Source organism: uncultured Coprobacter sp. (assembly GCF_947855755.1).
Classification (GTDB): domain Bacteria; phylum Bacteroidota; class Bacteroidia; order Bacteroidales; family Coprobacteraceae; genus Coprobacter.
In genome coordinates this window covers 35,282-51,663 of the sequence record NZ_CANUAR010000009.1, presented here as the reverse complement: position 1 = coordinate 51,663, position 16,382 = coordinate 35,282, and the positions used below count along the sequence as shown (strand labels likewise).

Annotated in this window: 11 protein-coding genes; 10 read left to right on the top strand and 1 reads right to left on the bottom strand. The window is 34.7% G+C overall.

Features of this window, described 5'->3' with window-relative positions; translation table 11 throughout:
* Window positions 1-27: 27 nt before the first annotated feature.
* The gene (locus Q0093_RS06895; protein ID WP_297929234.1) at window positions 28-807 is read right to left on the bottom strand and encodes a UDP-2,3-diacylglucosamine diphosphatase; all 780 of its coding nucleotides are present in this window, start codon (window positions 805-807) and stop codon (window positions 28-30) included.
* Window positions 808-1,023: 216 nt separating this feature from the next.
* Between Q0093_RS06895 and Q0093_RS06890 the strand changes: the two genes are divergently transcribed.
* The 10 genes from Q0093_RS06890 to Q0093_RS06845 all read left to right on the top strand — a co-directional run bounded on the left by Q0093_RS06890 (window position 1,024) and on the right by Q0093_RS06845 (window position 16,375).
* The gene (locus Q0093_RS06890) at window positions 1,024-2,007 is read left to right on the top strand and encodes an aldo/keto reductase (protein ID WP_297929232.1); all 984 of its coding nucleotides are present in this window, start codon (window positions 1,024-1,026) and stop codon (window positions 2,005-2,007) included.
* A gap of 12 nt (window positions 2,008-2,019) precedes the next feature.
* Window positions 2,020-2,607 carry a SagB/ThcOx family dehydrogenase gene (locus tag Q0093_RS06885; RefSeq protein ID WP_297929230.1) on the top strand — a complete coding sequence of 196 codons (588 nt, stop codon included), beginning with the start codon at window positions 2,020-2,022 and terminating at the stop codon, window positions 2,605-2,607.
* A gap of 593 nt (window positions 2,608-3,200) precedes the next feature.
* Window positions 3,201-4,280, top strand: coding sequence for a hypothetical protein (locus Q0093_RS06880; protein ID WP_297929228.1), 1,080 nt, complete (start codon window positions 3,201-3,203; stop codon window positions 4,278-4,280).
* Between the two features lie 38 nt (window positions 4,281-4,318).
* On the top strand, window positions 4,319-9,202 hold the full coding sequence (locus tag Q0093_RS06875; protein ID WP_297929226.1) for a DUF6443 domain-containing protein: 4,884 nt from the start codon (window positions 4,319-4,321) through the stop codon (window positions 9,200-9,202).
* Between the two features lie 7 nt (window positions 9,203-9,209).
* Window positions 9,210-9,611: a hypothetical protein gene (locus Q0093_RS06870; RefSeq protein WP_297929225.1), complete on the top strand. Its 402-nt coding sequence runs from the start codon at window positions 9,210-9,212 to the stop codon at window positions 9,609-9,611.
* A gap of 11 nt (window positions 9,612-9,622) precedes the next feature.
* A complete protein-coding gene (locus tag Q0093_RS06865; RefSeq protein WP_297929223.1) occupies window positions 9,623-10,345 on the top strand; it encodes a hypothetical protein in 723 nt (240 codons plus the stop codon).
* Between the two features lie 12 nt (window positions 10,346-10,357).
* Entirely contained in the window at window positions 10,358-11,101 is a 744-nt protein-coding gene (locus Q0093_RS06860; protein ID WP_297929221.1) for a hypothetical protein, read from the top strand.
* An 18-nt stretch (window positions 11,102-11,119) separates the two neighbouring features.
* Window positions 11,120-11,722: a hypothetical protein gene (locus Q0093_RS06855; protein WP_297929219.1), complete on the top strand. Its 603-nt coding sequence runs from the start codon at window positions 11,120-11,122 to the stop codon at window positions 11,720-11,722.
* A gap of 120 nt (window positions 11,723-11,842) precedes the next feature.
* Window positions 11,843-12,307: a hypothetical protein gene (locus Q0093_RS06850; protein WP_297929217.1), complete on the top strand. Its 465-nt coding sequence runs from the start codon at window positions 11,843-11,845 to the stop codon at window positions 12,305-12,307.
* Between the two features lie 987 nt (window positions 12,308-13,294).
* On the top strand, window positions 13,295-16,375 hold the full coding sequence (locus Q0093_RS06845) for a hypothetical protein (protein WP_297929215.1): 3,081 nt from the start codon (window positions 13,295-13,297) through the stop codon (window positions 16,373-16,375).
* Window positions 16,376-16,382: the final 7 nt, after the last annotated feature.

Below are 16,382 nucleotides of genomic sequence, written 5' to 3'. Positions count from 1 at the left end.
ATAACAAAAAAAATAATAAACAGTTTATCAGGCACTTTCACCGAATACTTCATTTTTAAGTAAACATTCTTCATAACGGTATATCTCCCACGTACCATCTATATGCTCGATCAAAGCGCTAAGAGATTCTACCCAGTCACCAGAATTGAGATAATGAATGTTTCCATACCATGTATCTGCCGGCTGATGAATATGTCCGCAAATAATTCCATCGAAATGACGGGCTGCTGCAAGTGATGTCAGTTCCTTCTCAAAATCTGAAATATAAGATACGGCAGATTTTACCTTGTGTTTGACAGACTGTGAAAAAGAATAATAAGGTTTTCCCTGTTTCCGTCGATAATTATTCAATATCCTATTTATCCACAATAGAGCTGAATAACCATAATCTCCAAGTTTAGCCAACCAAACCAAATGTGTACTGATATTATCGAAAACATCTCCGTGCGTTACGTAATAACGTCTTCCGTGAGATATATGCACATAATCTTTTACCAATGAAACGGATGAAAGCGACAAAGGCAGTATCTTGTCTAAAAAGTCATCATGATTTCCCCGAACATAAATAACTTTTGTCCCGTGCTTTTCCATCATTTTCATAATAACTTTTATAAGTTCCGTATAAGAACGTTTCCAGCGTCCGAAGGGATTTCTCTGCAACTTCCACCCATCCAGAATATCTCCGTTCAAAATAAGTTTATCACAATCGATATTTTTCAGGAAAGAAGTCAACTCTTTCACTTTTGAATGTTCTGATCCGATATGTACATCTGACAGAATCACTGTAGAGACTTTTGTTCTTGTCATAGAATAATTTTAATTTTACTTTAACAAAAGAACAATAGTTATATTTCCTACATATTACAAGAATGTTTGTTTTCTGTTTCAGAGAATTACACCTCGCTTTCAAATCATAAATTATGTAAAACCTCACTATTTTATTCGATAAATAATATCGGAAACAATCTTACTTCTTTTAATTTTGTTATCAATATATCATACATTTATAAAATCAGATATATTATGGAATACAGAAAACTGCAACATTCGGAACTTAATCTGTCAGCTATCGCTTTCGGCGCATGGGCTGCAGGAGGCTGGATGTGGGGACAAACAGACCGAAACGATGCTATTGAAGCTATACGTGCAGCATACACCGAAGGCATGACCTCTTTCGATACTGCCCCGATATACGGACAAGGAGAAAGTGAAGAGATTGTCGGAGAGGCATTACAAGACATTCCCCGCGATAAAATACAGATACTGACAAAATTCGGATTACGCTGGGACTTGAATAAAGGGAATTTCTATGTCCACAGCCAAAATAATCAGGGGAAAGATATAGATATCTATAAATATGCCGGGAAAGAGAGTATCATACAAGAATGTGAAAATAGCCTGAAACGATTAAAAACCGACTATATAGATCTCTATCAAATACATTGGGCAGATATAACGACCCCTATATCGGAAACGTTCGAAGCTGTAGCCCGTCTCATTGAACAAGGAAAAATCCGGTATGCCGGAGTATGCAATTACACTCCCGAACAGATCGAAGAAGCTGATAAGGCTGTAAATATAATATCTGACCAAATTCCTTTCAGCATGGTAAATCGAGGAAGTGAAGACAAAATCATTCCATTCTGCATCCGAAACGAAAAATCGGTAATTGCTTATAGTCCTATGGAACGAGGATTATTGACAGGAAAAATGACACCGGGACAAAACTTTAAAAAAGGAGACCATCGAAAAAATAATCCGTATTTCACAGATAACAGTATTATCAGGACCAACGCTTTTTTAGCGAAAATAAAACCGATTGCCGATGAAAAAGGCATTACCCTTTCTCAACTTGTACTACGCTGGACAATTGATCACCCGGGCATTACTATTGCTTTAGCCGGAGCTCGTAACAAAGAACAGGCAATCTCCAATGCCCGAGCTGTCAACGTGCATTTATCGAATGACGAAATTTTATTCATAAATAAACAATTAGAATTTCTTTAAAAACACTTCACAATGAAAAATCTATTATTATCTATCACGGTTTGCGGAATCATAGCTTGTGGATGCGCTCAAGCTAAAGAACTAAAAACAATACAACTGAACGACCCGGACACGCAACGAGGAGATGCCGTAATGACAGCACTAAAAAACAGAAAATCTACTCGGGAATTCTCTACGAAAGATCTGAGTCTTAAGGATCTTTCAGATCTTTGCTGGGCAGCCAACGGTATCAACCGACCTGAATCGGGAAAAAGAACAGCTCCATCGGCAATGAACAAACAAGATATAAAAGTATATGTTTGTACAGCAGACGGGAGCTATTTATATAATCCTCAAAAGAATACACTCGAACCTGTCAGCTCCGGAGACGTAAGACCTCTGAAAGCGCCGGTATGTCTCATTTTAGTATCTGATACAAGCAGTGACTGGGGAGCAATGGATGCCGGAATAGTATCTCAAAATATATCGCTATTTTGTGCAGGAACAGGTATGGCAACCGTTCCACGCGGAAGTATGGATAAAGCAGCATTAAAAAAGGCTTTGAAACTTACGGGAGATCAGACTCCTTTTTTAAATCATCCGGTAGGTTATTTTAAATAAATAATCATTTCATAAAAATCGGTGCAGTTCAGAATATCGTATATCGAAATAAACTGCACCGATTTTTATATTTAAGCATTATATTTCCCTAATCATTAAAATTAAAAAAGGTTCATCTGCCTCACAAATTTCAGCAACAACTCCATATTAAGCCGTTTTTAATTACCATTTAAATAGACTTAAATAACCGATAAAGTCTTCCCTTTTATTTTTGTGTCATAACTTAAGAGCCTGTTTAAATTTTACTAGGATTAGTTTTGAGAGAAATCCACATGAACATTCAGCTTCCCTCTTTAGAGGGAAACTGTACCGATACCGCCACATCGTTATAAACCCGAAGAAGACACAAAAGTGACTTAATAATATTCTCCAATAAAAAAAATTCGCATGAATTTAAATAGACTAAAAAGTGTAAAAATTATTATAAGAGTAGTTTTTACACTTTTTTAGTTGATTTTTTTCACACAATTTCCATATCAATTCTTATTTTTTTGATTATATTTGCTAAATAGTTGTATAATAAATATCAGATATTCACTATTCAAGCCTATATATACACACTATTAACGGACAATTATATAATAAAATCTGCCATGAAAAAAATCGTACTGTTTATTATTGTAGGATTTGCAACATCTCTATTCGCTCAAACTCCTACCATCAAACTCAGCCATAATAAATGCCGATGGGGTGACAGGCTTTTAAAATGGCAAGTAGAATATAAAGATCCGGGAAATTCAGGTGAAAATATTCTATGGGATTATAGTAATTTAAAAATCGTGGATGATAATTACAGAATCAGATACCGGGAAAATGAAACCGATACAGCCGGTTATGTAGAAAACGCCCATAATACCTCTTATTATTACAGGATTACACGCGATTCACTGTTTCTCGACAAATATGTAAACGGTACGACCCGCATGATTTACACTTTACCGGAATTGAAATTGATCTATCCGTTCAATTATAAAGACAGTATCAATTCCCCACTCGCAGCAAAAGGTAATTATTGCGGAAAGTTACCATTGCATATTTCGGGAAATTCAGAAACGACAGCGGATGCTTTCGGAAAACTAATAACTCCGGAAGGCGATACATTATCAGTTTTACGTTTACATAATAAAACGATTTTACAACAAACCGATACCAGCAAATATTCTATACAAAAACAAACTTATACATGGTTTGCCAAAGGGTATCGGTATCCTGTATTCGAAACAATACAAACTCAAATCATACACCCTTCTCGCAAAAACATATATTACTCATCTTTCTACTTCCCTCCGGAAGAAAATGCAAATATGAATCCAGACCCGATAAATGAAAAAGAATTACAAGAAATGGCCTTTGACAAAGCGCTGGCAGATAGTATAACAGCATCAAAAGAGAAAGATCCCGGATATAACGAATGGGTCGAAAACATCAGACTTTATCCTCAACCGGTCAAAGATTTCTTAAAAATCGAATATCACTTAAAAAAAGAAACTCCGGTTCAGGTATATCTATATGATTCCGGATTCAGACTAATAAAAATAACATCGCAAGAAACATTACTCACCGGAAATCATGCAAGACAAATCGATATGCAAGAATACCAACCCGGAGAATATCATATACATTTAATTTTCGGGAATTATATAGAAAAACGGACTGTTTTAAAAAGTCTCTAAAAACATACAACCTCTGTTTTATTTTAAAGTATCATGCCATGAAACGATGTATTTTAGGTGTCATTACATTTTTTCTATCCGTACAATACGGAATATCGATCGATATAGCATCCTATACATTCAATAACTACGGAGAAATTTGTCAAGGGGTATATACCATCAACGAAGATCCTTTCGACAATATCACCGAAATAGCCGTTACGGCCAACCGGCGAATGGGTGTCAAAATCGACATGTGCGGTTCTACCGATTATGCCATTACACGAATAGAGATACGAAAAGGAGATGAAGTGATTGCGACAAGTGAAATGAGCCGTACCTGTTACGCTCCGGAGATAACCGGTATCTTAGAAGCATATTACCCGTACAAAATACGGTTATATATAGATACGCAGATCGCCCCTTATCCGATAACGGCAGCAGCACGAGCCGAAAGTTTTCGTCCGCAAGACGGAATAAACGGATATGAACAACCGATTTACATCGAAGAGATAAAAGAGGGACTCTTCTCCTCGAAACAATACAATACCTATAATTATACCAGTACATTTCCCGGAACGAACCCTGATTGCGGAGATATTGTTTATAAAATAAATATTTCAGGCAATATCCCTATGAAAATACATCTCGAAACAGACTTTATAACCGAATCTTCCACAAATAAAAATACATGTATCCGGGCATACTCCGAGAATAACATTGAAAATCCGATATTTACGGAAACAAATACTTTCGACCAAGTCTTAAATCCCGGAACTTACTACATAGTTGCAGAAAGTAATGAACCGGACATTTATGACGGGTTCATAAACATTTACCTTTACGGGTATTATACTCAAAACACTCCACCTACGTATAACCCGATATACATAAGTCGCTATGACAACAAAACTATTTTATTCGATGCTTGTAACAGTGATTACAACAATAACGGATTGAAAGATGCCAAATTCAAAATCAATATAGACAGAGGTGAAGGAGTCCCTGTTTCCATAAAGACCAGCCAAGCTGTAAACATGTATATATACAATGACACATTGAGACAAATATTTTTCAAAAATACGAATAACCTCAGAATCATTCTAAAAGAAGGGGATTACTATTTAATTCTGGAAAAAGACATTACCAACAAGGGAACGGTTAAAGTAGATTTCGGGTTCTCTTATCCTGATGACTACCTGTTAATTACAGAAATTTTTCACAGTATACCGTCTTCAATTGCGGCAAATAATCAAGGACAGTTTATCGAATTCTATAATCCGACGGAAAGACCGATCGAAATGAAAGACTGGAAAGTAAAGTCTGAATTCTTAAACGAAGAATTTCAGTTCCCCGACACCCTGATCATTCCCCCCAAAGGGATGCTCCTCAGTGTATATCGACAAGATAATCAGTTTCAGATAACAGATATATTTCCACAATTGAAAGAAAACGAAAAGCGTATAGTCACATACCGAAATACGTTCTTAATGACCGATAAAGTTCCGGATATCAAATTGTATGACTGGAAAGACAAATGTGTCGACCAGATAGATATGAAGAAAGACTCTGTTTTATTCTCTCTCAACACCTCTTCCGATATCAATTCATGTCGATCTGTACAACGCTGCAATAATTTAGTAAAAAACGGTTCCAGCAAATTTTTTGCCTCATTTTTCAAAAACGGACAAGTATCGCCTCTGTCTCTTTATTTCGATCTCAATCCGTCTGATGAGAATATACCGTCGATGGACGAGAGTCCCGAGATAAATTTTCCGATAAACTACACCGGGAAAAATGCGATAACTTCCGTTATAATGACAAAAGAGAGCAAAGATCTTGAATCTATACACATTACAAGCGATAATTCCTTAACCAATATACAATATTTCGACGGACTCGGAAGGATCATTCAAAACATAGAAAAGAACATATCCCCTTCGGGAGCGGATTTAATCTCCACCATAGAATACGACAATATGGGAAATGCTGTCAAAGAATGGGTAAAAACGCCTGTTCCCTCTAATAATGGAGCTTACTTTCAGGGATTTGTTTCTGTTGCTCAATCATTCCACAATGAAGAAGAACCATATACGGAAAAAATTTATGACGATACTCCATTAGGCCATTGCCATTTGATAAAGTATCCCAAAGATTTAGGCAGATACAGTGAAGATTATACCTTAAACGGGCTATGGCTTCCTGATGAAACAGTCAATAAATACGAAATAACAAATAACGGAATTAAAAAGAGCGGGACTTATGATGCCAATCTTTTATTGAATAAAAACGTTTTCGATAATCTGACAGAAACTTACAATTTCACGGATAAAACGGGAAGAACCGTACTTATTCGATACCCGGATATCTTTCAGGGAAATTATGACACCTATTTCATATATGACCAGTACGGAAACCTAAGATATGTACTTCCTCCTCTTGCCGTCGAAAAAATGACCGGTACGGAATATACCCTCTCTACCGGAAATCCTCTCGATCTATATGCCTATATTTATGAATATGACCACCGAAACCGGATGATCAAGAAAAAACTGCCCGGTGTCGAACCTATATACATTATATATGACAAAGCCGACCGCCCTATATTGACTCAAGACGGAAACCAGCGCGAACGAAACGAATGGAGCTTTGTCAAATACGACAATTTATCACGTCCTCTCTTAACGGGAACTTTAACCGACAACCGGAGTGTAACCGAACTGCGAACTGTGTATGCAGACATGTTAGTATCGGAAATATTTACAGGAAATTCCGGAGAATACGGAGGATACAGCAACGAGTGTCCGATAGGCGACCTAAACATTCTGACGATAAACTATTACGATAATTACAATTTTCTCAAACTGACAGACTCACATAGCAACCGATTGGCTTACGATTCGCAAACTACCGGAGATAAAATCCACACCGACAGTCAAGGGTTGCTTACAGGCAGCATTGTCGCCTCTTTCGACAAATCTGTTCCCAATAAAGTCACCGTACATTATTATGACCGGAAAGGTCGTGAAATACAGACCCGGTCTAATAATCACTTAACCGGTTACGATATTACAAACACAGAATATTCTTTTACCGGAAAACCCGTAAGAATAGAAAAATCACATTCTTCCTCTATTTTAAATAACCCGGTAAAAGAGGTTTATACCTATACATATGACAATGCAGAACGACCGACCGGAATAAAACTGCAAATCGATAATCTTGCCGAAAAGCAGATAAACCGAATAACTTATGACGAACTGGGACAAGTAAAAAACAAAGAACTGACAGACAATGTCAGCATAAATTACCATTATGATATCATAAACCGAATAGATACATTAAACGCAGCACCCTATTTTTCAGAAAAAATAGGATACCGATACAAAAACATATCTTCCATAGCATGGACTTCTGCATCCCGCCCCGAAAAACAAAGTTACGGTTTTTCCTATAACAATAGAGGCTGGCTGACATCAGCCGGTTTTACTCCAGACTCTTTGAATTTCTACTCGACATCTTATACACATGACAGAAACGGCAATATTACGCATCTCGAACGAAAAGGCATAATCGGGAAAGAGTTATTCACGTATGATGACGGATCACAGGCTTGGGTAGATAAATACGGGTATATAAACCACCTGACTTTTACCCATAACGGGAATCAACTCAAATCGGTACAACAACCCGACAGCATATACGATATAAATATCGGAAATATGGTAGAGGAAGAAACGGAATTCTTTTATGACAACAATGGCAATCTGGTACAGGACAAAAACCGGAGTATAGATAACATCGATTATAATATTCTCAATTTGCCGAATAATATCTCTTTCAAAGAGAAAGGTCTGAACATCGGTTTCTCGTATGATGCCGTCGGTCGGAAATTAAAGGCCCGTTACGGAACTTCGGCTCACAACCTTTTTGTTCCTGTAGGAAATACGATGCCCGTTTCAGAAAACGATATGCAATATACCGACAGTACCGACTATTGCGGGAATTATCTATATGAGAACGGAGCATTAAGCAAAATATATATACCCGACGGTTATATAAAAGTCGGTAAAGGAAACGGTAGCGAACCTGAATATACTTTTTACCAGTATATTCACGACCATCAGGGGAATATACGTGCCGTGCTGAACGGCAACCGGCTATGTTATAACTACGATTACTATCCCGAAGGAGCCATGCACGGGGATATCGACGGACTTGAACCGCAAACCGATGACCGTAAACGGTATAACGGGAAAGAGCACGAAACCATGCACGGATTAGGTTGGTACGATTATTCTGCACGTTGGTATGATCCCCGCCTGACTGTCCGATTTACCACTCCCGACCCCAAAACCGAAGAATTTTATGATCTAAGTCCTTATATTTATTGTGGCGGAGATCCGGTAAATTATATCGATCCGGACGGGATGAAACTATTATATGCCAACGGAGTTTCAGAAAATTTCAAAACTAAATTTAGTTTAACTATCCAATTTATGAATAGAATGGGATCAAGTGGAATTATAAAAGCAATAAATGATAGACCTGAAATTATTTATATTTCCGAAAAAAAAGGACAATCAAGTTTCAACCCTAAAACTAATACAATAGAATGGGATCCTAATTTGGGAGTACTCACAAATAATAATATTATCATTTCTCCTGCAACAGTCCTTAATCACGAAGCAGATCATGCTTTACAAGAATATATTCATCCCATACAAAAAAGAGAAGATTTAAAGAGTAGTGATATAAGATATAAAAATAAAGAAGAAAAAAGAGTAATAACAGGTAGTGAACAAGAAACAGCATTAAAACATGGAGAAATAAAAAAAGGAGAAATAACTCGTATAGATCATGAAGGAATAAGATATTATACAAAATCTCCTATATCAACCAAATCCAAATTTGAAATTAACGTCATTGCTAAGCCTAAATAAAAACATCATGAAAATACTACTATTAATATCTCATTTATTGATCTCATTTTCTTGTTTTTGTCAAAAAGTGAGCCACATTGATATTTCCTATGTCGATCCTAACACTGATTTCGCTTATACAATTTCCAATACAGAGTTTGAATCGACCTTTAAAGAAGAAATCAAAACAAAAAAAATATCTGATAAAAAAGATATAGCCCAAATCATATTTGAACTTAATAACTTGAGGATCTTTAAACCTTGTACTTCTTTAGACATACGAATTAAAATGGAAATTTGGAATGATAACAAACTATTATCAGAAGTATATATTGATCGGTTTTTCGTTTTAAAAAACGGAATGACATTCAATTTATCAAAATCTCTCAAAAAAATCATATATAGAGAAATAGGTTTCCCAATCAAATAAACACAAGTTATATGAAATATTTCACGCTTATCATTCTACTACTTTGCTCATCCTGTAAAAAGGAGAAAAATACATTTTATTCTTTGGATGAATATTCATTAAAAGGGACTCAATATTATGATATAAAAAAAGACAAAGGTCCCTATATATTTCTCAAAAGACATAAAGACTCTCTTTATGTCTCAATATTGGGAATTGAGAAAGATAAAAGTTTTACTCGTATTTACACGAATGAAGGGAATTATTGGTATAGTGAAATGAAACGAGAAATTCCAATGTCCCAAACAGACTTGAATACACCTATTTGGAAAACTCAAAAACGCTATGTATATAATGATACGATTATGACCTACGAGTATTATACGATAAATGATAGCCTGTATAAATTTCCAACATTGGAATTCGAGACCCGACATAATAAAATACTATTTAATCTATCTGATAAATTCTTACAGAAAATATCTTTTAAAGAATTAAAAAACTTATTTTTCAATTATCAAAATAAATTCAATTACATGCAATACAATGTTTTAGGTAACAATATTTCTTACAGGTACTATAACAAAATAAAAATAAATGACACATTATATATCTACGAAAAATCAGATACAAGCCACTACAAAATAGGACAACTGAGAGATGTTCTGAAACTCGGAAATTTAGGAGAATTTGGTATTCAGTTTGAAGAATATAAGAGCATTTATTATGATATTGATATCGCTTTATTCAAATAACCCTACAAAGCAATGAAAACCCGAAACACCATTATCGCACTGACAGTCTTAGTTTTATCTGCATGCTCAGGATACAAGCAAGATACTTACAAAGTATATAAAACCTTCGACGAGTATGCCATGAAAGAGGTCCCTTTCAGAATAACCGAAAAAAAATCGCTACCCTATGCTATGGTGAAAAGAAATAAAGACACCATACGGGTACTTTTGTGCTTCGCCGATACAACCCAAAATCAATCCATTGTATATATAAACAAAGGGGAATATTGGTATAACCTAAAAAAATACCAAACCGACCCGATTCTATACTATTTTACCCTATGTGACACTATTCCAATATATACCGAAAGATATATACAAAACGACACAATTTGGGAATACGAATACGAAATCGAAAACTTCATACTTGAATCAAGATCTTTAACCAGACATACACGTAATAATGAAGTTTATATTTCCGTTCCCGACACTTTTAGGATTTCCGAATCAAACCGGCTGGATAGTATAAAAAATTTCATATCCCACTATTCGGAAAAATATCCCTATTATAATTCAAAAAAAATTCAACCCATAGATTATATGTATTATAACAAAATATTACGAAATGACACCCTTTATATCTATGAAAAACCTGCCGGAACAAATTACAGATTAGGAGAATTATTCTCTGTATATAAAATGAGTAACTTAGGGGTAATAGATATGTATAGAGAGGAAATTAACACATATAACTTAAAAATACCTAAAGCGGAATAAAATAAAAACTAAAACATTATGAAGAACTTTTTTTATCTTCTATTAGGATTACAGCTCCTGCTTACCGGATGTAACAGTTCTCAAAAACACGATATGGAAAAAGCATATTGTGAAAGTAATCTGGATTCTATCAAGGTTGTATATTTTAAATATAGATTTTTTATTTACAGCAAACAGGCGGCAAAATGTTCTTGGCAAACAGTAATGAATATACCGAACGCCAAATGTCAGTACACCAGAAGCTTCGTAAAAGATACAATGATTAGGGATTGCGATCAATTAAAAGAAATAGAATCTGAACTGACAAGACTACATCCGCAAAAAGGTTTACCGGATTCATTGGATTATTTAGATGCACGCATGGCAATTCTGGTCTATAAAAAAAACGGAATACGAGACTCTATTACGGTTAATGACCTTGCCTTAAATACTATTTATAAAAACCGTGTCATACAAAATAAAAACAACAGACTGGTATATCTGATACGTAAATATACAGGATACTATTCTTGGTTTCCCAAAGATGAACTGCAACATGCGGCAGAACTTAAGGATACCACATTTAATCGGGACTCCATAGAAATCACCTTTGAAAACAATCCGCTGACGGAAGAGTTATGAAAACGAGGAAGAACTGAATTTCGGCCGGATTAATAATTTCTAATTTTTATATCGCATTTGATTGATTAAATCAACTCAAAATAATAGTATGAAAGATAGAAAAAAAGACATTCATAAAAAATGAAAACAACAGTAAAGATAATCACATGTATTTTAGTGGGCTTGATAATCGTACATATCGCTATAATACCCGGATCAGTTTGGGTTATATTTCCTCTAGCTCTTTCTCAAGGAGGTCTTGATGAGAATCTAAGCGAACTAATTCATATTTATTTAACTCCGGGAATTCCGGTTATATGCTTGTATTATTATTGGTTTAAACGTCCGGTAAATAAAATACTCATATATAGTTGGATTTCCGGATTTTGGATAGTATTTTCTTTACATAAAAATTTCAAATATATAGACTATGTAGTACAGAATAATTTTCCTTTAACGTATGAAAAATATATATCAACTTATTCTTTTCAAAGTGCTTTTTCAGTTATTATATGCTATGCCTTTTTACAAATATACATTCTTACGATAGCACTTTCAGTCTTATGGATATACAATATATATAAAAAAAGGAATAAACGAATATAAAGATTCATGTTCGAATTTAATAGTTGACTATAAAACAAACTAAACATTCAAAATATGAAAGCATTTATTCTTATCCTCTTTACATGTCTCGCTTTATCCACAAAAGCGGCAGATATCCCATTGGACAGCATCTACAATGCAGTATTTGCTTTCCAAATGAAGCATGAACTAATCGATAGCACAAACTATGAAAATCATAGAAATATCTTCTTTGATTATGTAGCAAAAAAATGTTTGAAACAATCCGATATCGGCATCTGTCCAATCTATTTTGATTCCAGCATAGAATATATAAACTTCGTCATCATCGAAAAAAAATCTTTTCTCATAGTTAATATGCATGATCCCTTAGAAAAAAACGTGGAAATATTTTTGAAATATTTCAAAAGGAACAACATTCCGGACAAACAAATTTTAGAATACCTCTTTTATTTAGCTTGGATCGCTAAAAGGAACGATATAACAGAAAGATTTGAATTTATCCATACAAGCCCTATAAATACATGGGAAATCTCAAGAGAACCCGAACAATTTTTCGATACATCCCAACCTAAAATCAAACGGTTCTCCCCGAAAAGTAACTTGTCCTATTTTATTTATTCCTCTTTCGGAATTACCAATCTCGGTATTATCGAAAAGAAAAAGATTTCTCTATTGAATATGCGCAACGCACTCTTTGAAAACCTCGATTCTTTAGTCGACTGTTTGAAAAGAAATAATTCCGAACGAGACGAAATCTTTAAATATACAAGACTCTTAAATAAAATCTATTCGGAAAATTGTGCAAATCTTGAACTGCTATTTAAAAGTCCGGTATCAAGATATGACACCATAATGCTAAAAATTAACGGGAAAAGGAGGTGATAAGGTAGGTCTTTCACAAAATGATTCATAAACGAATACTACTCTGCTTTCATATAAAATCATTGGATATAATAAAACCCCAAAACTACAATTACAACATTGACAACCCTAAATAAAAACGACATGAAACACATTACAATACTATTTATCGGATTTCTAATAAGTATTAATATCCATGCTCAGACAGAACCTCTATTTCCTGAAATGATGGGGGCTAAAACAATAGATTTCCCGACACCCAATGCAGCCTCATTAGGAAAATACGGGCAAATACCTGTAAGTTACTATAACGGATTGGTCAACATATCTATACCTATATATACAATCAAGTTACAAGATATCGAAGTCCCGATCGTTTTACAATATCATTCCGGAGGGAATAAAACCGATGAACACCCCGGCTGGGTAGGTTTGGGCTGGAATTTACAAGCCGGAGGCAGTATAACCAGAATTGTAAAAGGGAAAAAAGATGAAGCATTACAACGAGATATTATTCTTTATTATAAAGATCTTTATCAAAGTAGCCAATATGGCTTCTTCTATAAAAACAGTTTATTAAACATAGACAATTGGACTGCAGAAAGTTCATTAGTTACTATTTTAAATGATGCCGCACATTTTCACTATGATACAGAACCGGACGAGTTTATATTTAACTTTTCCGGTATAGGAGGAAGTTTCTTTTTCACCAATGATCCCCAAACAGGAGCAACTGTTACTAAAGTGCAAAGCAAACAACCGATCGACTTAAAAATAGAATATAAATTATATCAAAGTGATATTCAATCATTTACAACTTTCAATAATGATTCTCTCGTAGAGGGTCCAACAGTCGATGTAACCAAACCTTTTATTCAGTTTACCATTACAACATCCAACGGCATAAAATATATTTTCGGAGCAACAGGTTACGGGAGTTATAACGACCCTACACAAGCATCTATCGCTTATACATCAGCTCTTGCAGGAAGCGGGTACACCACAACTCCAACTACATGGAACCTAACCTCCATCGAAAGTCCGCATGGAGAATATATTCACTTCTTCTATGACCGAAGCACCGATGCGCTAATCAACCAGAAATGCGGATATAGATATAAAGTTATTAACGATCCGAACGCCCATTATCCAGATCCGGAATATGATGACAATTTTATGGTTATACATCCTTCTTATTTAAAGAAAATCATAACATCCAACCATGATACCATAGATTTCTCAACTTCTACATCAAATGAACTCACATATCAATATAGTAATAAAGATAGAGATAATCTCAAAATATTTGCATCGAAATATGGAAATACAATCTTAGACGATATAGGACTAATCGAAAAAAGTGCTTTTCTAAAATTAGACAATATAATAGTAAAGAACAAAATGAATGTGAAGTTCAACTATATCGAGAATGAATCTGAAAGGTTAAAATTGGAGTCATTAGAAACCTCTTTCCCTCAAACAAAAGAAACAAAATATCGTTACCAATTCCAATATAATCAAACGAAATTACCCCCATACAATGCAAAAAAATCGGACAAATGGGGATATTTCAACAATACATACTATGGAAATGGATATATGGCAAATATAGATGATTCTACCGCCATAGAACGGATAAGGCAACCTAATCCGGAAGTTATGGATGCTGAAATACTAACGCGAATTTATTATCCTACAGGAGGATATACAACTTTCGAATATGAACCACATGTTTATTCTCAAGTAATGAAAAAATTTCCTATCTTTAATTATATTATTGAAGATAGAGATACAATATACGATTTTCAAGCATGCGGTTTGCGAGCTCAAATCGGAATTTGTGGAGGACTCCGTATAAAAAAAATAACAGATACTCCTAATACGGATTCTGATGGAAATGATATAATACGAACTTTCTCTTATGAATTGGAAGATGGAACTTCAAGTGGAATTTTATCAATTGAACCAACTTTTTGGGCAAGAGGACTCACTAAAAATATATATGAATTCAAAGAGATAGGAAAAGGATGGTTTAATCAAAAAACACATGAAAGAGACAGGTTGGAAATTCTACAAATTTCAGAAAATTTATTAAATCCTCTAAACAACTCAAGCGGAGCTCCGGTAACCTATTCCAGAGTAATCGAACATTTCTCTAACGGAAGTAAATCGATATATACTTATACTAACCATGAAAATTTCATGGACGAACCAGCCATAGCTAGAATTGAGAATATATTAGGACTAACATTGGATGAACCTTATACCTCTGATGAGTTAGAAAGAGGTCTATTAAAAAGTGTCACGCACTATACAAGTACAGGAAATATCGACTCAAAGATAGAATACCAATACAATAACGACACAACCCGATACGACAATTATATAAAATCCATAGTACAGAAAGTTTTACCAAGTCCTCGTGGTCTGAATTTCTGGAGGCTAAGTACTCAAAAAATATATACATTCTGTCCTTATGTAATAAAAGAAATCAAATCTAAAGGAGGTAGCTCAAATAATGATTTAATGGATATCGAAACAAATTATAAATATGATGATAAAAACAGAGTCATCGAAACAAGTATGATAAACAGCAACGGCGATATACACAAAACTACTTATGAATATCCGGACGATATACAAGGTGATTATAGTCAACTGATAGAACATCATATATATCCGGTAATACGTACAACCAAATACGTAAATGACAATGTTACACAAATAATACAACATGAATATGATGGTATAAACTTAAGTAAAACTTATATCGGGAAAAATGCGAATAACATGGAACCGAGAATCATATATTCTCACTATACTCCTTTAGGAAATCCGACATATATAGAAAAAGACGGTAAACCGGAAGCTATTTATATATGGGGATATAACTATCAATATCCGATTGCGGAAATAAAAAATGTAACATACGAAAGATTTAACCGCTTTATTTCATCTCAGACATTAGAACAAATCGGATCCCGAGATATCCCGTCTGTCAGTCAATGGCAATTAATAGACAACCTCAGAGACGATTTGCCGGAAGCGTTGATAACGACCTATACTTATAAACCTGGTATCGGAATAATTTCGAAAACCGATCCGAGAAGAATAAAAACATCCTATATATACGATCCGTTCGGACGGTTAACCGATATAAAAGATCACGAAGGGAATTTGTTAGAACATTATGACTACCAATATGCCACAGAGAGTCAGAATTAATACGTGA